This is a genomic window from Shewanella sp. DAU305 (assembly GCF_026802235.1).
GTDB lineage: Bacteria > Pseudomonadota > Gammaproteobacteria > Enterobacterales > Shewanellaceae > Shewanella > Shewanella baltica.
In genome coordinates this window covers 2,501,462-2,522,912 of the sequence record NZ_CP113808.1, presented here as the reverse complement: position 1 = coordinate 2,522,912, position 21,451 = coordinate 2,501,462, and the positions used below count along the sequence as shown (strand labels likewise).

The 21,451-nt window shown below is 42.8% G+C and carries 16 protein-coding genes and 1 tRNA gene; 10 read left to right on the top strand and 7 right to left on the bottom strand.

The window, feature by feature from the left end; genetic code table 11:
* Positions 1-40: 40 nt before the first annotated feature.
* Both OX890_RS10755 and OX890_RS10750 read right to left on the bottom strand, forming a co-directional pair.
* On the bottom strand, positions 41-904 hold the full coding sequence (locus OX890_RS10755; protein WP_126491758.1) for a M23 family metallopeptidase: 864 nt from the start codon (positions 902-904) through the stop codon (positions 41-43).
* Positions 905-1,304: 400 nt separating this feature from the next.
* Complete coding sequence (locus tag OX890_RS10750) at positions 1,305-2,177, bottom strand: 6-carboxytetrahydropterin synthase (RefSeq protein ID WP_126491757.1); 873 nt, start codon at positions 2,175-2,177, stop codon at positions 1,305-1,307.
* An 813-nt stretch (positions 2,178-2,990) separates the two neighbouring features.
* On the opposite strand from OX890_RS10750, the gene OX890_RS10745 reads away from it, so the two are divergent.
* Positions 2,991-4,025: a cytochrome-c peroxidase gene (locus tag OX890_RS10745; RefSeq protein ID WP_126491756.1), complete on the top strand. Its 1,035-nt coding sequence runs from the start codon at positions 2,991-2,993 to the stop codon at positions 4,023-4,025.
* 122 nt (positions 4,026-4,147) lie between these two features.
* Here OX890_RS10745 and yejK read toward each other — a convergent pair whose 3' ends face one another.
* Entirely contained in the window at positions 4,148-5,176 is a 1,029-nt protein-coding gene (gene yejK, locus OX890_RS10740; protein ID WP_126491755.1) for a nucleoid-associated protein YejK, read from the bottom strand.
* Between the two features lie 77 nt (positions 5,177-5,253).
* On the opposite strand from yejK, the gene OX890_RS10735 reads away from it, so the two are divergent.
* Both OX890_RS10735 and OX890_RS10730 read left to right on the top strand, forming a co-directional pair.
* Positions 5,254-5,472: a YejL family protein gene (locus tag OX890_RS10735; RefSeq protein WP_011847036.1), complete on the top strand. Its 219-nt coding sequence runs from the start codon at positions 5,254-5,256 to the stop codon at positions 5,470-5,472.
* Between the two features lie 66 nt (positions 5,473-5,538).
* A complete protein-coding gene (locus OX890_RS10730; RefSeq protein ID WP_268649198.1) occupies positions 5,539-7,326 on the top strand; it encodes a DUF3413 domain-containing protein in 1,788 nt (595 codons plus the stop codon).
* 304 nt (positions 7,327-7,630) lie between these two features.
* Here the strand turns inward: OX890_RS10730 and OX890_RS10725 are convergent, their stop codons facing one another.
* Positions 7,631-8,737 carry an NADH:flavin oxidoreductase/NADH oxidase gene (locus OX890_RS10725; protein WP_063884047.1) on the bottom strand — a complete coding sequence of 369 codons (1,107 nt, stop codon included), beginning with the start codon at positions 8,735-8,737 and terminating at the stop codon, positions 7,631-7,633.
* Positions 8,738-8,855: 118 nt separating this feature from the next.
* On the opposite strand from OX890_RS10725, the gene OX890_RS10720 reads away from it, so the two are divergent.
* Positions 8,856-9,722 carry a LysR family transcriptional regulator gene (locus tag OX890_RS10720; protein ID WP_063884048.1) on the top strand — a complete coding sequence of 289 codons (867 nt, stop codon included), beginning with the start codon at positions 8,856-8,858 and terminating at the stop codon, positions 9,720-9,722.
* Between the two features lie 212 nt (positions 9,723-9,934).
* Here the strand turns inward: OX890_RS10720 and trmY are convergent, their stop codons facing one another.
* Positions 9,935-10,531, bottom strand: coding sequence for a tRNA (pseudouridine(54)-N(1))-methyltransferase TrmY (gene trmY, locus OX890_RS10715; RefSeq protein WP_006086220.1), 597 nt, complete (start codon positions 10,529-10,531; stop codon positions 9,935-9,937).
* A 398-nt stretch (positions 10,532-10,929) separates the two neighbouring features.
* Between trmY and OX890_RS10710 the strand changes: the two genes are divergently transcribed.
* From OX890_RS10710 to OX890_RS10690, 5 genes are all read left to right on the top strand, one after another.
* The gene (locus OX890_RS10710) at positions 10,930-11,847 is read left to right on the top strand and encodes a tyrosine-type recombinase/integrase (protein WP_076499596.1); all 918 of its coding nucleotides are present in this window, start codon (positions 10,930-10,932) and stop codon (positions 11,845-11,847) included.
* Between the two features lie 324 nt (positions 11,848-12,171).
* On the top strand, positions 12,172-12,837 hold the full coding sequence (locus OX890_RS10705) for a recombinase family protein (protein ID WP_263203102.1): 666 nt from the start codon (positions 12,172-12,174) through the stop codon (positions 12,835-12,837).
* 847 nt (positions 12,838-13,684) lie between these two features.
* Positions 13,685-13,948: a hypothetical protein gene (locus OX890_RS10700; protein ID WP_263203100.1), complete on the top strand. Its 264-nt coding sequence runs from the start codon at positions 13,685-13,687 to the stop codon at positions 13,946-13,948.
* A gap of 76 nt (positions 13,949-14,024) precedes the next feature.
* On the top strand, positions 14,025-14,816 hold the full coding sequence (locus OX890_RS10695) for a hypothetical protein (RefSeq protein ID WP_268649197.1): 792 nt from the start codon (positions 14,025-14,027) through the stop codon (positions 14,814-14,816).
* Between the two features lie 226 nt (positions 14,817-15,042).
* Positions 15,043-15,663: a hypothetical protein gene (locus tag OX890_RS10690; RefSeq protein WP_268649196.1), complete on the top strand. Its 621-nt coding sequence runs from the start codon at positions 15,043-15,045 to the stop codon at positions 15,661-15,663.
* A gap of 176 nt (positions 15,664-15,839) precedes the next feature.
* On the opposite strand, the gene OX890_RS10685 is transcribed toward OX890_RS10690, so the two are convergent.
* Together OX890_RS10685 and OX890_RS10680 are read right to left on the bottom strand one after the other, a co-directional pair.
* Entirely contained in the window at positions 15,840-18,137 is a 2,298-nt protein-coding gene (locus tag OX890_RS10685; protein WP_268649195.1) for a hypothetical protein, read from the bottom strand.
* A gap of 466 nt (positions 18,138-18,603) precedes the next feature.
* A tRNA-Pro gene (locus OX890_RS10680) sits at positions 18,604-18,680 on the bottom strand.
* 458 nt (positions 18,681-19,138) lie between these two features.
* Between OX890_RS10680 and OX890_RS10675 the strand changes: the two genes are divergently transcribed.
* Complete coding sequence (locus tag OX890_RS10675; RefSeq protein WP_012587443.1) at positions 19,139-21,373, top strand: sensor domain-containing diguanylate cyclase; 2,235 nt, start codon at positions 19,139-19,141, stop codon at positions 21,371-21,373.
* The last annotated feature ends 78 nt before the right edge of the window (positions 21,374-21,451 follow it).

Sequence of the window (21,451 nt, the reverse complement as noted above, 5' to 3'; positions counted from 1 at the left end):
TCATTGCGCCATTTTAGTGAGCATGAACTGTATATCGTACCTAGCCCTTTTTAGCCGCTTTGTTAGCTTTCTCATTCGCCAGCACAGTTGCCATGGGTGGCACTATGGTCGTGGGATCGAGGCGCATTTGATACCAGTTCACTCGCCAATCTAAGTGCGGGCCATTAGCACGGCCTGTTGCGCCCACCTCAGCCACGGCTTGACCTTGCTTAACCACTTCACCCGCGTTGACGTACAGCTTACTCAAGTGCAAAAAGCTTGAACTCACGCCGTAACCATGATCGATCACCATAGTCCCACCCGAATAAAACATGTCGGGCACAGACAGGCTTATCACACCATCGGCGGGCGCCACCACTACAGTGCCAGTTTTCGCCGCCACATCCACGCCAAAGTGCGGATTACCGGGCACGTCGTTATAAATACGTTGGCTTCCATAAACCCCTGAAATACGCCCCGTCAGCGGCCAAATAAACTCTTGTAAAAAGGCCGTTTGCTCGCTAAATGTTGCCCGTGCCGCTTTGACCTGCGCCGTGTCTTTCGCTGCTCTTTCCTGCGCGACAGGATCGGGCTTCATAATCTTCGAGCTAATGCCCTTCACACTTTGAATGTTGTACTCACGCTTGGCCAAAGTTAAAGGCTTAACCTCAGTCAAACCATCGGGATAAACCAAGGTTAACTGCTGACTCAGTTCGCCATCGCGATCAAAACCAAAGGCAAAATGACCGTCGGGCGTGACCTTAATGGCAGCACCATTTAAACTAATCTGAGTGCCCGCTGGCGCTTGACCACGCATTAATGCGCCTTGCTCTAGCTTGCCTTGCAAACTTACCGCTGCTTGTACCTGAGGCGCCATAAGCACTAAGCCCAAGGTTAACCATGCCGTTAAACGATTTCCCAACATCTTATTTCTTCCCGAAACGTTTCCAAAACCAATAGTTTCCAAAATCTGAGTTCCTAATATTCTACTCTTGGACATCTTCACAAAAATCCTTATCGATGGTCAACTCAGGGCAATGCCAAATGAATGCGTTCTGCACGACACTAACGCATCACCAGCACATCACTGACTCATCGCTAACACTGAATCGCTAAACACTACCAATTAAACATGTGTGCCACGTTAACCTAACCCGCCATAAAAATCGATCTACAGCGGCCTAAATAGCTAATGATGTATTGCATACAATAGCAATCACGCTTTATCTAAGGTTATGAAGACACAAAAAAGCCCCGACAATCTGCCGAGGCTCTTTCAGCAAGTAATTTATATTTACTCGACTCTATTTACCCAAACTTAGCGCTTATCCCTTAGACACAATCGCGCCTTTACCCACACCTTCAAATGCCACCACTTTAAACTGACTACCAGGCACTTTAGCGACGAGTGTCGTGGCAATATAGTCGGCTAACAATTCAACCGTCGTGTCGTGGGGAATTAAATCACAGCCTTCCTTTGGCATCGCCAATTGGAAATCCCCTTGGGGCGCTTGATAGTGAAAACCATAATGGCTGTCGTCGGTGATCCGCGTTTGCGACGATAGATTGAGGGTTTCAACAGAAACCAAATCCTCTTCACTGCCTAAATAAATATCGTGCCAGCGCTTGGCCCAATACTCATCCCACTTTGGTGCTGGGCTGCCATTTTCAAACACATGAATTGGGCTACGATGTCCATGGGCGATACGCTGGCAATTACCATCATGTTTACGTAAACCATGGCTGTAATGATAATAAGGCGTATCGAGGATTTCATGTCTCAAAGTGAGCGTGATCCCTTCGACATTCTTAGGTAAGGCTTCGCGTAACGCTTTCTGTAAAAAGGCATTCACGCTTGGAATATCAATTTGTTCGGTCGGTACTAAGGCAAAGGCTTGGGAAGGACAGGCCAAATGGATTTCACCTAACTGGCTATCAAAATCCATCCACACTCTATCGCCCTGTTGCTGCCAACGCACACTGCTGCACGCCGTAGGCACAAGTAAACGATGATCGGCCACCGCATCTATGGTCTGCTTGATGGTGCGTTTCACCTTAGCAAAATCGAGCACCATGTTTTGCTCGTCTAATCCGCCCTCAAGCAGAACATCGACAATCCAACTCTCTCCCACCATGCCGCGCTTTGGGCACAAATAGGAAAAATCGATCACAGTTAAATCTTTGACAAACAGTTGCATTAACGCTCCTCGGCAGAAAAACAGTCCACCTACTTAATTTGAAAGCACCACTTAGCGATGGCCGAGCGTGCTAACTTGAGTACCCAAAACGAGTAAACTCAACATGAATGGAGATTCTAATCAATTCCGCCGCTTGTCGCGACAAATGAATCAGCTCTGCCGCAAATTTGTATTAGGTTGAGTCTCTATTTTTGTATCAGGTACGCAAAAATCCAGCAATGATACTTAATGCTTAGTTTAGTACCCCTTTCTAGGCTCAAACTCAGATAAACATTCAAGGCCAGAGCTTCTTCGACCCCAGAGTAGTATTCAACCCAGAGCTGTATTGGGATCCCGTTTTATTAAGACCCCACAGTGTATTAAAACGCATTAAAACTTTTGCCCCGCACTCAAGCCAAGTATTGCATTAACTCTAACAAAAAGTGCATTTGCCCAAAAATGAGTCCACCATTTTCAACGCTAACGCTGCCAATATCCCACGCCTTAACACGCCCGCGTCCAGGATTTTGCTTGTTTGGGTTTATCAATACTCTAATCGTGCGATATGTTAATCGAGAAAAAAGGGTAATCATCAGATATTGATAGACAAAAAAGTCACTATGCATCGACCTTGCCGATTAACAGATAAAACCCTAACCGAAACAGGATTCAACCTAGCAAAATAACACAGTCAAAACAGCGAATGAGATCGCAAAAGCTTAATCCGCAACAGCGATAGACCCAATCGAAACAAGGTGTTATCAATTATTAACATTAACCTCTACCATCCCTTTGTAAACCACAATTTAATTAAGGTTATACAGGGAAAACAAGATGACCAAACTCACATCTATTGCTATTTTCATTGCGGGTATTTTCGCCAGTGCCCATGCCATCAGTGCTGAACCCATCGAAGTGATAAAAGCGGTGAAAGTCACCGAACCGGAGAAAGTTGAACTCGGTAAAATGCTGTTCTTCGAACCAAGACTATCCAAATCGGGCTACATCTCCTGTAACTCTTGCCACAATTTAGCCACTGGCGGAGTCGATGCCCTACCAAGCTCTGTTGGCCATAATTGGCAACAAGGCCCGATTAACTCGCCCACAGTGCTCAATGCCAATTATATGCTGGCGCAATTTTGGGATGGCCGCGCCAGTGATTTACAAGCGCAAGCCGCTGGCCCTATCGAGAATCCGAAGGAAATGGGCTATAGCCATGCACTCGCGACACAAACTATTGCCTCTATGCCTGCCTATCGGGCGCATTTTGCCAAAGTCTATGGCGATGAAAACGTCACGATTGATCGCTTAACCGATGCGATTTCCACCTTTGAAAAAACCTTAGTCACGCCAAATAGTCCGTTCGATCAATATTTATTGGGCAAGCAAGATGCGATCAGTGTGGATGCCAAAGCGGGTTACCAACTCTTTAAGAGCAAAGGGTGTGTAAGCTGCCATAACGGTCCAGCCGTCGGTGGCACTATGTATATGAAGATGGGATTGATTAAACCTTTCCACACCAATAATCCCGCCGAAGGTCGTATCGCAGTCACAGGTAAAGAAGCCGATAAGTTTGTCTTTAAAGTGCCGACACTGCGCAATATTGAACTCACCTATCCCTACTTCCACGACGGCAGTGTCTGGACCTTAGAAGAAGCGGTGAACACTATGGCCGATATTCAATTAGGCCAAAAACTGTCGGACAAAGAAAATCTAGAGATGGTCGCCTTTCTCGTCTCGTTGACGGGAGATCAACCTCAGATCACCTTGCCGATTTTGCCACCATCCAACAAGAACACACCGCGACCAGTGCCTTTTAGCCATGATCCAATGAGTAGCAAGCCAGTTAGCAGTGAGTCATTAAAGTAGTAACAATCACTAAATCGACAACGCTATTTAGGACGGGTCAGACCCAACAAAAAGGCCAAGAGTAAACACTCTCGGCCTTTTCACGTTCGTTACCTTGATTAAACCAACAGGTTTATCGTGGCTTATTCGCCTTTAAGACGACGGTCGAGCTGATCTTTTAAGTTTGCAGGTACACCTTTGATTAAAATCGTGTCCGAGATGGGATCGTAAATCACCCGTTGACCTAAGTGGCCGCCATCAAAACTTAAGGTTACGCCGCCGCCAGTACCTGAAAACTTCTTCAATTGGCGCAGGGTCGATTTATCGGCAGGAAACTCTTCATCGAGATCATAACTGCCGCCACGGGCAAAATCGTAGAAAGAATCCATACCTTGGTCGGCTAACTCATCGGCCAAGTCTTTGATCTCAATGTCAGCGCCTTCATCGAAGCGCTCACTGCAATATTCAAACACTTTATTGCGGCACTGCTGACGCTCGTCTTTCGTCAGCTCACTGCTGGCAACAAAATCTTCAACCGCATTCATTAAGGTTTTGTTTTGCGCCTTAGTGTTAACGCCTTCGACGCAGCCCATAAAGTCGAGGAAAAAGTCAGCGACTTTGCGTCCCGCACGGCCACGGATAAAGGAAATATATTTACGCGAGTCTTTATCGGCTTGCCACTCGGTTAAATCGATACGTGCCGCCAGTTGGATATTGTTTAAATCCAAATGATTATTTTGCGACAGTTCCATATCGTCTAGCACAGTCATCGATGACTTAGCATTTAATAAGGCGACAAACAGATAATCGCTGGTGATGCTGGTGTAGCAAGACATCAGCAAAAAACCGCCTTGGCTGAAATCGTACTTCGACAATTCTTCTTGCAGTAATTTACTGGCTTGGCCAGAAAATTCCACAAATCCTAAATCGCCGCTACGGTATTGAGTTAGCGCATTGGCAAAAGCAGGATTGGCCTCACCGTCGTCGCCATGAATCCCAAAATAGCCAAAACCTTTACCGGCCTTTCCCGTATAAGTCTGGTGTAACTCGTCGAGCATCACCTCGACCGCCTGACCGTTCAGCAGAGGTTGAGGACGCAAACGGCAGCGTAATTGCCCCTGACTGTCCTGAGAAATCTCGTGAATAATTGCGTGTTCGATGTTAATACTCATAAGCCCTGATAGTGATACTGGGATAAATCCGCTATTATATGCCGCTAATCCATTCCAAAGTGAAACATTTTTTGATTATGGCAATCCAATCGAAATACTCAAACACCCAAGTTGAATCATTAATCGCCGAAATATTGGCTGTGTTAGAAAAGCATAAAGCACCGACTGACCTGAGCCTGATGGCATTGGGTAACTGCGTGACAAACCTGCTAGAACGTAAAGTGCCAAGCGAATCGCGCCAAGCCGTGGCCGAACAATTTGCAAAAGCACTCGCACAATCGGTTAAATCCCAGTAAGTTAACTGGGTAATAATCATCAAAAGAATATAAGATACAAGGCCTTTTAGGAATAAGCGGATCACTATGGTCGAGCGAAAAAAGCAAATGAGCCGCGATCGGGTTTCCCGGCTCATCAACTGGGGGCATTGGTTCGCCTTCTTCAATGGCTTATTAGCCATGATAGTCGGAAGCCGATACCTTGGCAGCGTGGGTTATCCAGAAACTTGGTATGGCTGGTTTTATCTGAGCGTCAGCACTATTGGTCAGTTTAGCTTTCTCGCCTTTATCGCCTATTTGATCTGCCTATTTCCACTAACCTTGATATTGCCCTATTCAAAGATATTAAGAGGTGTCGCGGCGGTGATCGCGACCTTAAGTCTTTGTATCTTATTGTACGATACCATTGTTTACGCCGATTACGGCATGCACTTGAGCCCCTTCGCCTTCGATTTAGCTTGGGCGGATCTCAATGCCCTGCTCCGTGGTACTTCTTATATCGTCACCCCGTTGGCCATCATCGCCATTGAACTGACCATGGCGAACTTTTTGTGGAAACGCATAGAGAAAATCCAAAAACTCAATTTAGGCAATAAAGTTATCACCTTAGTGTGTATCTGTTTTATCAGCAGCCACTTGATCCACATTTGGGCCGATGCCGCTGATATCACCGAAATTACCCGTTTCGACGATACTTATCCTTTATCTTATCCCGCGACTGCTCGCTCCTTTATGGAAAGTCACGGTATCGATGGTTCATACCAAGGCGATGACGTCAATCACAACACCAGTGTACTCAGTTATCCAGAGCAGCCACTCACCTGCCAAGCCGACACGAACATCAACGTGTTGATGATTACCATCGACAGTTTGCGGGCGGATATGGTCGATGGTAAAAGCATGCCGTTCCTACACCAATACACTGAAAATAATCAATCTTTTACCCAGCATTTCAGCGGCGGCAACCAATTTAGAACGGGCATGTTTTCGCTACTCTACGGCCTGCAAGGCAGTTATGGCGATGCGCGAATTTTTAATAGCACCAGTCCGCTAATGACCAGAAGCTTCCAGCAAGCGGGTTATGAACTGGGGCTTTTCCTGCCTGAAACCAATCTTAATTTGCGTTCTTCACAGGCAATGTTTAATGACTTTAATCCTGTGATTGCCAAAGAAACCAATGGCAGCGCCGATGCCGATTTGCACACAGTGGCCAGTTTTAACGAGTGGCACAGCATCCAAAATAAACCTTGGTTTGCGCTCGTTAACTTAAAAGCGCCAGAAAATTTTGATACTCCCGTGGGTTTTCTGGGTATCGAAACAGTGAAAGCCAATACCGACCTGATGCCAGCGCAAAAAGTACTGTTTAATCAATATCGCCAATCTCTGTATTTTGTCGATCAACAACTCAAGGCAATGCTGGCCAATGTGTCCAACGACACCTTAGTGATTATCACTGGGGTCAATGGCAAAATGTTCACCAGCAATAGTGATGAAGCTAATCGAAACCTGTCACCACAGAGTGTCAAAGTGCCATTAGTGATCCACTGGCCGAATACGGGTGCTTCTAAGGTCAAATACCGCACCAGCCATTACGGCATTGCGCCGACTTTAATGACCCACGTGCTAGGTTGCACCAATAACACGACAGATTACAGCGCTGGCCGCAGCCTATTACAACCTGACAAAGAAACGTGGATCTATATAGGTGATAGCCGTATTTTTGCTATCTATCAAGAAGCGGAAGTGACAGTGATTGACCGCCACGGCAAATACCGTATTTACGATGAAAACTATGAACATAGGCTCAATAAGAAAATGAGTGCGCCTGAGTTGATTGAAGTGATGCGCGAAGGTCGACGTTTCTATAATCACTAATCTCAATCCTCTGCTTGAAGAAGCCCCACTCCCTGCGGATTGGGGCTTTTTTATTCCCCTAGCGACAGAAGAAATGCTTAGAAATCAGAGTTCATCACAAGATGATTAACCGATTCCCCTTCCACCTGAGTTTGCGTATCCCCAAAACAAAAAGCCGCTATCCAGAGATAACGGCTTTTTAGACTAGGGCTAAATATTAAGAACTTAACTTACGCCAATCCACAATAAAACTAAGTCACAATCAAACCAATCAACCATAAAATTAGCTCGCAATGAACTCTCTCACGATCAAGTCTATTCGTAATCAATCGGCTTTAACCGTGGAGTAGCGCTCCAACCAATGGGCGTAGGAAGCGGGTAATACCCAAGATGGGCGCGCAATCTTTAAGGTTTGCGCCGCTTGATATGGCCAATGTGGATTCGCTAAAAAGGCTTTACCTATCATCACTAAATCCATTTGTTCATCTTCAATGGCGGCATTGGCGTGCAGTGGATTATCCATGCCCCAAGACGTCGCAACAGGGAAACCCACTTCTTGTCGAACCCGCGCAGCAATAGGCGCTAAGAATGCAGGGCTCCAAGGAATATTTGCCGTCGGCGTTGAAAAACAAATACTGACGTTTAACATATCGAGCCCAGCTTGCTTAAATTGCTTCACCAAGGCGATTGATTCAGTTAGCGTTTCTTCATCTTTATGGTCGAATTCAATCACGCCAAATCGCGCCGTTAAAGGTAAATGCTGTGGCCAAACGTCTCTTACCGCTGTAACCGTTTCGAGCAAAAAGCGTCCCCGCCCTTCTGCACTACCACCATATTGGTCGGTGCGTTCATTGGCATAGGTTGAAAAGAAACTTTGGGCTAAATAACCGTGGGCGAAATGCAGCTCTAACCATTCAAATCCTGCGGCTAAGGCCCGTTTTGCCGCCGCCACAAAGTCTGCTTTAACGCGCTCAATGTCCTCAATCGTCATAGCAGTTGGCACTTTAGGTAAGTTTGCACCAAAAGCAACAGCAGACGGCGCAATCGGTTGCCAGCCTTGTCCTTCACCATTGGGAATATGATCATCGCCTTCCCACGGGATATTGGCACTCGCTTTACGGCCTGCATGACCAATCTGAATCCCCGCCACTGCGCCGGCATTTTTAATCGCGCTGGCGACCTTAGCTAGGCCTTGGGCTTGTTCGTCATTCCATAGTCCAAGGCATTTGGGGGTAATGCGTCCTTCAGGAGAAACTGCAGTGGCTTCAACTACAACGAGACCCGCTCCGCCACGGGCAAGGCTAGTATAATGCACCTGATGCCAGTCGTTTATGAGTCCGTCCGTGGCTTGATATTGGCACATGGGCGCAACGGCAATACGATTTTTGAGGGTAATGTCTTTAAGTTTGAAGGATGAAAATAGATCGGCCATGGGTGTTTCCTGTGTCAAATAGAATCAAAAAGGAATGGAATACTGAATGACGACAGACTAGCCTTATCGTGTCATAATTAAAAGCACGCACAGATTATAGAGTTGATAAAGTTTGCTTATGATAAATCCACAGTGGTTACACACTTTTGCTGTTCTGGTCGAGAAAGGTAACTTCACCCGAACTGCCGAAGCCATTGGTATCACCCAAGCGGCCGTGAGCCAACATATTAGTCGTTTAGAAGAGGAATACGGCACACTGTTTTTACGCCGCCCCCGTCAACTTGAAATCACTCCGATTGGCGAAAACCTGCTGACCTACGTTAAAGACGTCGAATGCGCGCAAAAACGCTTACAGCAGAAACTGATCCATGATGATGCTGAGGTCGGCGACATTAGCCTTATCACTCCGGGGAGCATTGGTTTAACACTCTTTCCGTTGTTAATCGAACTTCAACAAGCCTTTCCGGCGTTAAACATTCGCCACCGTTTTGCCCCTGACAGTGAGATAGTCGCCTCGGTATTAGCCAATGAACATGAAATCGGCATGGTGACCTTAAAACCTTCCGATCCTCGCATTCACAGCACGCATTTCACCGAAGAGCCGCTTGAGCTCGTCGTACCTGCGTGCCACAAACAAAATGAATGGGTTGATTTACAACGGCTAGGGTTTATCTCCCATCCCGATGGCGAGGCCATGGCAACTCGGTTACTTAGCCGAAAATATCCAAGTAATCCCGGTATTCAAGACATTCCCTGTAAAGGATTTACCAACCAAATCAGCCTGATCCTTGAGCCTGTCGCGAAAGGACTAGGATTTACAGTTATACCGCAATACGCCCGCAAAGCCTTTGAACGACAAAAAGATATCTATGTTGTGGAATGTGGCAGCCAAGTTGTAGACACCATTTGGCTTATCCACCGCGCGGAATGGCCCTTGTCACGCAGAGCCCAAAAAGCGATTACATTTTTAAAGGGGAAGATATAAAAGCCTTATATTACTCTCATCCTTGTATGGATAAAGTCCTCATAAAACCCAAGCCAGTGTCAGTGTCGCAATTTAAAGCAACTCATTAAAAACGCGATGCCAAGGTGTTACCTGTAGCTAAAAAACAAAAAAGCCCCACTCAAAAGTGGGGCTTTATACGAGCTGCAACACGAGAATCGTCAGCGTTAGCGGCGAGACATAAGGCTCAGCGGCTACTGATTGATATCCAATTCATTATGGATCAATACCACGCACTGGGAAGCAAACAGCATCTTAGGCCCAAGGCTGATCTTTTGCGCACCAAGTCGTTTCAAAGTATTAAAACTTTTCTTCGGCATAGGAATATGATCGGTCAGCAAAAAGCACGGATTCCCCACAAACTCCTGCTCACGGATAGAAGTGCCCTTCTTATCCATCATAAACAATTGATAATCCACCGCGAGGTCCTGCACCAGCTTTTCAAAACTGATGGTGCTCACAGTTATGCCCTCATCCACAACGCGAGTTTGCTCTTTCGTCATGCCCCGAGAAATATCTAAGGCCTTGGCAATTTTCGTCAGCAAAGCTTGTTCGTGAAAACCGCCAATATGGCAAATATTTCGGGTATCAAAGCAAATAGTGCGGGAAAAATCATGGGTACTTTCTAACACTAGATAAACGACAACATCGTTTCGATGGGACTGAGCCACAAAGATAGTGTTCATTAGTGTATGAGCCAAAATCTCGGTGTGCGCCTCTTGGCCGACAGAAGCCAAAAACAACTGACTGTCAGTAGGTGCTGATCTTGCTCGTAAAACAAACGCGCGCATAGGTAAATGTCCTACTCAATAATGTCTTAAATGCTAAATGGCGAATGCAAATATCGATGTGAAACGTGTCATTTCACGTTAAGAATTTTTGTCTTAACTGTACCAATGAGGTCGATCACTCGAGCTTAAACGATTAGCGTTAGTCCTCATTACCACAAAAAAGATATAAAAAAACAAAACCCCGTATAGCAATGCTACCACGGGGTTTTGTTTTTACTTAACTGTCACTTATCTTAATAATTAAAACAGCCTAACAATTAAGCATTTAATTTGGTCGGTATGAGAGGATTCGAACCTCCGACCCCTGACACCCCATGAATACAGCTACTTAGCCTACGCTAAGGCCTAAGTATTTGCAAGATAAAAGGAAAGTCTGTGTACACACTAAGGATATGTACATGGCAACTTATCGACTATTACCAAGTGGAAATATCAACGCAATGATTCGCCCAAAAGGTCAAAAGGCAATCACCAAGACCTTTAGAACAAAAGCTGAAGCTGAGGCTTGGGTAAGCCAAGTAGAAGGCCATAGCTTGATCGCAGGCTCACTAGCGCATTGTTCAAACTTATATTTAAATACACTAAAAGGTCGAGGAGGCACAGAGGCAACCACTTACAGGGCGACTAACTTAATCAAGGGGCTTCCACTCCAAGCGAAGGAGATAACGCTTAAACACATTGCGGCCTATACACAAGAAAGGCAGACCTTAGTTAGCGATTCCACAATCCGCTTAGAGCTTCAATTACTCAGCCGTATACTCAAATTTAACCATCTACCTAATATCCTTGAAGGATACAAATTACCTAGAGCTGGCAAGCCTAGAGAACTCGTAATCGACCCTATTCAATACCAGATGATACTTAATGATATAGCGCCTAAGATTGCCCCTCTGGTGGTCTTAAGTTATGAAACAGCTATGAGGCGCAGCGAGTGCCTAAGCATAACCACTGAATGTATTAACTGGCAATCAAAGACCTTGAGACTGACCGATACTAAAAACGGTTTTGACAGGGATGTTCCCTTAAACAGTCGAGCCTTAGCTGTACTCAAGCAGGCTGCTTCATTAGTTCAGGATGGTTATCTATTCAAAAGCAAGCCCTATACAGTTAGCCAAGCATTTAGGCGCTCCTGTGACCGTTTAAAACTACCTAAGGCACTGTGTTTTCATTCATTGAGGCACACGGCCATTACCCGTTATGCAAATCGTAAGCTCAATACACTTCAACTTCAGGCGATTTCAGGACATAGAGATATAAGTATGTTAGCGAGATATACCCACATCAAGGCGAGTGATTTAGTTTGTTTATTAGAGTAATTGCAATCGGTTCACTAAGCCGTTGATATTGGAATTTCAAAAAATGAGGGAAAAATGTACGGCAACTAGTGCATGAGTTGACTTGTCTAGTTTCCCCCATAGGGGGGCTTACTGCCCTCTCAAGGCTATTCGAACCAATTATTAGAGGCTTGCCAGTTTTATTAGCTCCTTACTCTTTAGGATTGAAAGTGTGAATAGCATAACTTGTTACCTCCCCCATAACTTATAACAGAATAAGAATATCTACTTGACCAAATGTATTCAACAAGTATACTTGAATGAACACAGCGTTACCCACCCAATTACCTAGGTTTACGATACCAAATGAATACACCTAAATCAGATAACGATAGATACCACATGCTGAATACACCTAAGCTTATCATTCGAGCTTACCTGAGAGCGTCCACCAGCGAGCAAGATAGCAGTCGGGCTAAGCCTGAGTTGATGGCATTCATCAAGGCTCATGGGATGGCCGTTACAACCTTTTATCAAGAAAACGTATCAGGTACTAGCTCAGACCGTCCAGAGCTTAACAGGCTTATTGAGGAAGCCTCAGGGGGCGACATATTATTGATTGAGAAAATGGACAGACTGAGTCGTTTACCTTGGGAGTTATGGCAATCACTTAAAGCCAAGATAGCCGCTAAGGGGCTAATCATCGTTATCGTTGACCAACCTCAGACACACTCAGCCCTAACCACAACAGATAGTAACTCAGGCTTCATACAACGCGCTCTAACGGCTTTTATGCTAGACCTAGCCGCTGGTATGGCTAGAGACGATTATGAGACCAGAAGGGCTAGACAGGCGCAAGGGATAGCAAAGGCTAAGGCAGAGGGTAAAACTTGGGGTGGACAGAATAAAGACGCTCAGTTACATGAAGCTATCATTACTCACTTGCAGACCATGAGTATTAGGAAAACAGCAGAATTATTAGGTTGTTCTGTATCAACGGTTCAACGAGTAAAGAAGCAATCCGAGGCCTAGATAACCTACTAATACACTCAACGATTAAAGTCAGCCCCGATACTAAACTGTCGGGATCCGCCATGACACTTCTTTATTTATCAATAGCTTAGCAGAATCCAGCTCAAAGTTGGGCCTATTCAAGTACCACTATTGAAGAAAGGCAATAGCCGAGCCTAGTTAGAAATAATTATAGAAATACTTGACACGCATTTGTTAAGAAAAGTCTATAGTTAGCAACTTCAACGTAAGCGGCTGATTTTATTAAATAATCAATTGGTACCACTATTGAAGAAATATTCTAGACACTTAGCCATCTCAAACACCTCATTTAACAGATTAAGATTGCCTCCTCAGGGCATTCGATACTCATCTTCCTGCATTCAATTGCAAACCAGTCAATCCCAGTAACCTAACTAAACACTATCAAGGCCGTAGTGAGCAATTTAGTTAGGTGAAGTGGTTGGCTGGTGGAAGGTCAGTATTTCGCCTACCTATGGCCTTAGGGTTGGCGCTGAGATTATCTTCAAGTTACAGCCCACAAAGTCTTTGATAAGGCCTAAAGCTATTAAACAGAAGGCAAAAAAAAAGGCTCCTATCTACTTACTTATTAACTTCTTTAAAAGAATAAGGCCTTTTTAGTAAGAGATTAAAGAGTAAAGAAAATGGGTAAAAGCAAATCCCCTTTGGCCTACTAAGCCGATTACTTAACTTAACTTAACTTATATTAACTTAGCCTAATGAATGGCCTAGCCTACCTTTTGAGCTACCCGCTAACCTAACCCTAATACCAACTTACCTAACTTAGAAATCAACCAGCCCAATCGAGGGCTAAATTTTAGCTACCCAAAATAAGGAGAAAATCACTATGTCAACTATTGGCGATTCTAATCGCGGCCGAAATAAGGTCGTAGTCACACCTATCAGCACTTTCAAGTTACCACCAGTTATTAGCTTGGAAGACTTAACAAACCCGAATGCCACTCTAAATAAATCCCATTTATCAGGTAAGCAAGACGGTACATGTTTTACCTTAATCACGGGCGACCAGTGGACCATTGTTAGAGCGACTGGTAGCGCCACTAATGCCCCTTGGATAGCCTTAGATGGCACTAAACACACGCCAGAATAGACCTGCATCAAATTAACTTAATCGGCTCTGTAATGGCCTTACAGGTCGCCTAACATAACCCTGAGGAGATATATCAATGACTAAATCAACCACGAAAAAAACCACCTGCCCTACTATGACTAACAGAGAGCTAGCGGGAGTCTTATCAGCATTTTCTGGAGGCAAACTCGAAACTGTGAGATTGCTTCTTAACGAGAAACTATTACCAACTATCACCGAAGAGCAAGCGCTATCCCTGACTGATATTGAAAATATAATGCCTTCTACCTATGAAGATTATTTTATAAACCGCTACACGGCTGAATATGACTTAACTCAAGACTATCAAAACAACCCCATAACTGATATTTCTGAAGGATTAGAGAGTTTTATAAGGAATTCACGGTATGGTATGGCACTCAATAGCGAATACCTAGAGAGTGCGATTAAGTTGATTGAGGGTAACTTAGACGGTTTACGAGAAACCCTAGATAACATCAAGTCATTCAATGCCAAGCCTAAGGCCTTGAGGGACAACCAGAGCCACGTTAAGCAAATCTTAGAGCAAAGGGCTGCCCGTCATGCTCAGTACGTTCGAATGACTGATTTGGAACTCCTACGATTAGAGCTAAGACTAGATGGTGATGAGTTATCAGCAGTTAAGAGCGTCATTGATGCACGTATTGAGGCATCTAAAGCCGCCAGAGAAGCCAGCTTATCATTAAATACAGTAACTTACTCAGGCGATATGGTTGTTATTAATGGCGTTCAGATGTCAGCAGGTGAGGCCAAGGGGCTTATCAATCCGCCCAACCAAACCCCTTCAAATAGTGTAAATAGCTTCAATAACCGAACTGCCACCAATGCCTTTTATGTAAACAAAGACTAATACGTAATACGCCCTTCAATCTTGGAGGGCCTAGGAGGACAATCCATGAAATTACAATGTAACGGATGCAATAAAGAGTTGCCTAGCTCAGAGTTCTACACTAACGGCTTTATCAATGGTAAGCATACTAAGCGTTCAAAGTGTAAACAATGTGAATGCGCTAGGTCGAAGATGAACCATCCCAAGCGGGTAATAAGAGAAAGATTAAAGCGAGAGGCTTGCCTGTATGCCTAAAATCTATGGTGTTGGGATCAATAACCTAAAGGGTGAATCACGAAATGTATCTTATAAAGCATGGATAAGAATGCTATATCGCTGCTACAAACTCAATTTAGGTGCTAAGGTATGTAATCAATGGCTCACCTATTCAAATTTTAAGACTTGGTACGAACTAACAACCAACAGAATACGGGCAATCGGCTACCAAGGCACATTAGAACTTGATAAAGACTTAAATTGTCAGAATGGTCTAATGTATTCTTCACAAGACTGTTCGCTTTTGCCAATGGAAATCAACCGATTTCTTGTAAATATGGGGTGTTCAACAGTCAATAGCACGGGACTTGCTGGAGTTGATAAAGATAATAGAGGAAATTTGAAAAAGCCATATCGAATATCTCACTGTCATCTTGGTAAGAAAGTACATATTTACTTTGAATCAAAGGAGAAAGCTTACTCGGTTAGGCTTACCCTATTGGTTGATCGAATAAAGCACTTTCTTGAAGTATATGAGGATCTACTCAAGGTACAAAGCAGATACGCTAGTTTAGCTCGCTTAAACTCGATAGAAGCCGTAAGGGAATATGAGGCATTAGATCTGATGATTAAAGAAGCAACAAATAATTGAATAATTTTTTAAAAAATGAATAAAATAATTTTCAGAAATATTAAAAATATCAGTTATCCAAATTAAAAGTAGCTTACACGCCTAATAAAACATTATGCACTACTGCGGCTCACATAATTATAGCCAACAATAAACTCCGAGTTATTGCTGTTTTTTGTGAAGCCGCGGCCACTATTTTATACATTTGCCGTAAAGAAAAACCTAACCTTAGACTCTAGCAATTTCCCTTTATCCGATAACTCAACCTCAAAAGGACACTTTTTCCCTATCTGAAATTTGAATAATGGTTCTGATAAAGTTGCACAATAGAAGCTGTTGTATGTATAATTATTTATTGTGAAATAGCTTGATTTAGTTCCGTCCCCCCATACAATATCTTTATCAGTAAAGGTAAATCCAGTCTTACTCAAGTACTCTTGAACACCTGACTTAAGAATAACTATTTTTATGTTTGCCCCCGTTATAGGGAAATTTTTAATTAAACAAATTCCTCGATGTTGAAGGATCATATCGAACTGCCGAGTCAAATGCTGCTTTACCAATAAAGAAGCAGCACCTTTGAAATCAACAGAAGAATTTGTGTCTTTCAAAAATATAGTTCTCGGGAATGTGATATTTAATGTAAATGAACTTTTGCTGACTAGTTTTAAACGCTTAAGTGCAACAGGTACGAGAGAATTATTTTCAATTGCATCCATATAAGCCTGCTTCAAACTTTCAATAGCATCATTATTAAGTGGGCCACGTTCTTCAAGTTCTTCTTTATGTTTAGCCAACTTTTGTATTACATTCTCAAGAAACTCATCTGAGACCCGAAGAACTTTTTCAGCAGTTAAATAATGACCAGTGATAAATTTCGAAACCCCACCAATTTCAAAAATATTTCTGATACCTACTTTCAACCTACCAACTGCAAAGAGTAGGAGATCTAAGTCACTATATCTATACAAATTTATATTGAATGATGGACTAGCCCCTCTAAATTGACATTTAACAATCTCATACAAAAAAAGAACGCAACTAGAATGAATGATACTCTCTTTTGGTGAATCCCAGAACTCCACATACTCTAGCTGTTGAGCGTTGACTATTAAAATTAAGATAGCGTCTATATCGTTAGGCAAAATGCCATCAGAATAACTAATCACGTCTGATTTCAATGGATTAATTGAGTCCCTGAGATATAACAAACAATCTTCTCTTGATTGTAGATAAAAAAGAAATGAATATGACAAACTTTTTACTGCACAGCTAAAGTCTACTTCCCACAAGGTGAAAATAAATTCGTCAATAAGTTTATTAACATCTTCATTAATATCGATACCTACTGACACTAGAATTTCTACAAGTTGTTCTCTTGTAAAATTTTTGTCATCACCTAACAAGAATTTTTCTAATTGCAGTGTTAAATCTGTTTGCCATAAGTTAGCGTTAATTCTATTGTGGAAAAAGTAGCATAAACTTGAACGGCTATCATGTTTATTTAGGTTATAGGCACTACATATTCGTTCGTACAATTCCTTTATTACACTGTAGTGCTCATCCTTAGCTAGACGTATTAACATCTTGATATAATCTACCAACTCATATATATCCATATTATGTAAATTATTTTTAGGCGCAAGTTCAATAAGAAATCTAGCTGACATAAAGGGCTTGTAGCTATCGTTTCTTTTAGTTTCTATCCAGATTACAACCTCTTGTAGACTATTTAAAGATATTGCATATCTTTTATCTCCAAGTAACTGAAATGAAAAGTAGGAAAGTAAATTTGCGACAGTTGTATATTTTTTCTGAGAGGAGTTAGTGGGTAGTCCGTAGAGAATTTTATATAGGCCTGCTATATAGCATTTCATGTGCTCTACCAGTTTACCGCTATCGTCATTTTTTAAAGAATAACCAAGGCTTTTTGCCTGCTCACTCAGACACATTACATCCAAGTTGTTTTTTAGCCTAGCTCCCTCAATATCCATTAACACGACTACTTCTGTAGTTGTCAGTTCACTAAGATTCTTGGTTTTATCCATAATTTTTTCATATATATATGTAGAACTACTTAAGTTTCTAAATACATAAGAGAAATACCTTGCATACATAATCACCACGTATACAAAATAAATTATCACGAATAGTAATATAAACACTTGTAATATTATAGGAAGAGCTTTACTAACCAAATAAAATACCAAAGTGAAAACCATATATATAAGCACTTTAGGCACTATAGAATCAGGGCTTATAGGAGATTTTAGATTCAGGTACTTAACTAAACTTTCAGAACCATACTTATCTTCCATCCATTGCAATGATTGTTGTGTAAGTGGAAGAGCTATAGCTGTCAATGCAACTAATATCGTAGCTATGTACGTTATGATGCTTACAGTGTTTTCAAGGGAGTTTTTGACCACGTATTCAATTGGCCCTCCCATATACAGTTCATTAAGCACTTCTAACGCTTTATAAAGATACTCCATCTAGCAACCCACTACCTGTATTATGAATCACATGCTCGAAGCTGCTATACTAGCTGCTCACCATAACCACTTTAGCTCATAGTACATTGAATATTTTCATTTGGTCAATCAGACACTTAAATATGGCTCGCAATAAGTGTGATAGCTCACCAATATCGCTTCATGTAGAAACTGCAAAGTCTAACTATTAAGCTATCTTATTTCGATTCTTAATAGTGGTTTTAAAAGTTATCTAGAATCAGTAAACATAATTTGAGGCAGGAACTACAATATGATTAGGAAGTCGCAGCGAAACATCATTAGAAGTAGTTGCTTTGTCGAGTCGAAGCACAGGTAGCAAATGGCAAATAACAAGGCCTTAAGCTACCGTGTTTGGCGTGTACATTGTGCTTGTGTACATGTACGAGGATTGTATATAGAATAAGCCAGTTACTATTTTTCAAATAACTGACTTTCCTAGGGAATATGGTCGGTATGAGAGGATTCGAACCTCCGACCCCTGACACCCCATGACAGTGCGCTACCGGGCTGCGCTACATACCGAAATTTTTTAAGTGAATTGTATTATCAGCCTTGATTTAGTCCGTTATAACTTAGTGGCTATTTCAAGCTAATTTCTTCAATCACTCATCACCTAAGATACTGTTTATGGGGTTTATCTTAAGTGAGCCAGAACTGTAGCAATTGCCTTGCAACTGCGCAAGGGCTTCATTACATCTCTTTGATCGACTGCTTAGTTTATGTTCTGAATGACACAATTTTCGTCGATAACTGTTCGGAAATGGCCTCATCTATTGACCCTGCTAATCATCAGTCTGTTACTGACCAGAATTCAGCCTATGTTTACCCAGATAAAGCAGTGGCACTATTCCTTTCTATAATTCGTCTCAATAATTCATTTCTTTAATCCGTTCCCATAATCTGTTCCTACAATTCATTTTTATTATGGCTTTATATTGAGGGCTTCAATTGAAGCTCTGGGATAGAGGTATTGGGTTTATTTGTGCCATAATCACAGACAGTTAACACAAGCAAATTTTCAAAGGGACTTTTCTTTGCATCTACCCGCCTTCCAAACCGCCCATCTCAGACTAGCCATTATTCTGGGTGTATTCGGCTTAGTCCTGAATCTTTTTCCCATCCCTTTATTCGCTAATGTGCAATTGATTCTCGGCAACGTGGCCGTTGTGATAGTGGCAATACTCTTAGGGCCTTGGTATGCATTGATCACCGCCCTATTTACCGCCACGGGACTCATGATCGTGTGGTCGAGCCCGCATGTGTATTTACTGTTTTTACTCGAAGCATTATGGCTTGGTTTTGCAAGGCGCCGAGATATTCAAATACTCTATGCCAGTGTGAGTTATTGGGTGTTATTGGGGATCCCGCTGTTAGCCATTTATGTGGCTGTCATTGCTAAAATGCCCGCCAGCCACATTCCTTTTACTGCGATAAAACAAGCCGTTAATGGCATGATTTACGCTGCAATTGGTGAACTCTGTGTGGTTGCTATTCCAAGCCTATGGTATTTTAAAGGCAAGCTGACCAATCTTAACCGGCGCACTTTTAGCTCGCAGCTCAGTTACTTGTTTACCTTAATCATTACTGTGAGTTTATTAGTTTCGTCCTTAGCCTTTAATCACTTTTTCATTGATAAACAACAGATGATGATTAATCGCAATCTGGACGATACGGCAACCCATTTAAGCCATGCAACCGACAACTATCTCGCTTACAACACCCAAGTCATCGCTAGCACCGCCAAGTTTTTGAGCCTGTCGAATGCAGATATCAATGAGTGGCAGGCATTACTTTCGAGCATACACGATAGTAATCAAGGCTTTAAAACAATGCTGATTGCAAATGAACAAGGCAACTTACTCGCTGCCAGTCCAATGGCCAATATAGTTGAGTTAGATCGCCTAGCAGAAATCCCTTCTGTGATGGATAGGGAATATTTTGTCCAAGCGTTTTATAACCATAAAACCTTTGTATCACCCGCGTTTATCGGCAGAGGTTTTGGTAATGACGTGATCGTTGCCATTAGTGCCCCGATTTTTAGTCAAATTGATCCCAATCAAGCCAGAGGGATAGTCGAAGGCAGCTTAGATTTACGCTATTTTTCCAGCATAGATAAACAAAACCTGCACCATGAGCAGCAATCTATTTTGCTGACAGATGAGAACAATAATCTGATTTATGCCTCCGAAGGGTTAGGACTAGCACCGCTCACCCCCTTGTCATTCAGCAAAGGCAGTGAGATTTATCGCGCCCGGCTTCAACTGATGAACCTGCATAACCTAGATTCAAATACTCCTGAGTACATCTATGCCCAGCATAAGTTAAACAATGGTTGGCAACTCTATGTTTTAGAACCTTTTGTGCCGCTTTTAAAACTGGCTGAACGCCAATATGTCAACACGGTAATTTTGCTGTTTTGCTCCTTAGTCGGTGCCTTTTTTATTACTAAAGCCATCAGTAAGTTACTGACCGAACCTCTGTCGCTTTTAGCGCAGCATTTCGGTCCCGCTAAGCAAGAAAAAGCCAGTGACGAGAAGTTTGAGCATGATCTACTCGATAAAAGCACCCCTAAAGAAATCTATAGCTTGTATGAAAGTTTGGCCTCGAACCAACAAGCCTTACTCGAACACCAACAAGAACTTGAACAAAAAGTACAACAGCGCACCCAAGATTTAGAGGCCGCTAATGTGAAATTAAAGGATTTAGCCGAGCGCGATCCGCTGACGAATCTCTATAATCGCCGCTATACCGAACACCAATTCCCACTTATCCAACAGATGTGCGAACGGGGTCAAGATGCCATGACACTTGCCATATTGGACTTAGACCATTTTAAGCAAATCAATGATACTTATGGCCATTTGGGCGGCGACGAGTGTTTAAAAGTGGTTGCTGAACTCTTAACCTCGCTCTTCAAGCGAGATATTGATTTGATCTCCCGCTACGGCGGCGAGGAATTTTTGCTGATTTTACCTATGTGTAATGCCTTGAAAGTTGAAGCACATCTCAATGAGTTTAAACGGCAGCTCGCAGGTACAGTGATCATCAATCCGCAGGATCATCGAAGCTTCAAGGTCACGGCGAGTATCGGCGCTGTGATTGCCAATGCCACCTATAGCGACTCCTTAGAGTACTGGCTTAAACAGGCCGACAATAACTTGTATCTGGCAAAGGAACAGGGACGTGATCGGGTTGTTTGCAGCCTGATTGTTTAACTGGAACTTGGTTAAGAGAAAGCCGCTGAGGAGACAGTCGTTCAAAGGTAGAAGGTTTAGGTCAGATTAACTGAGTGG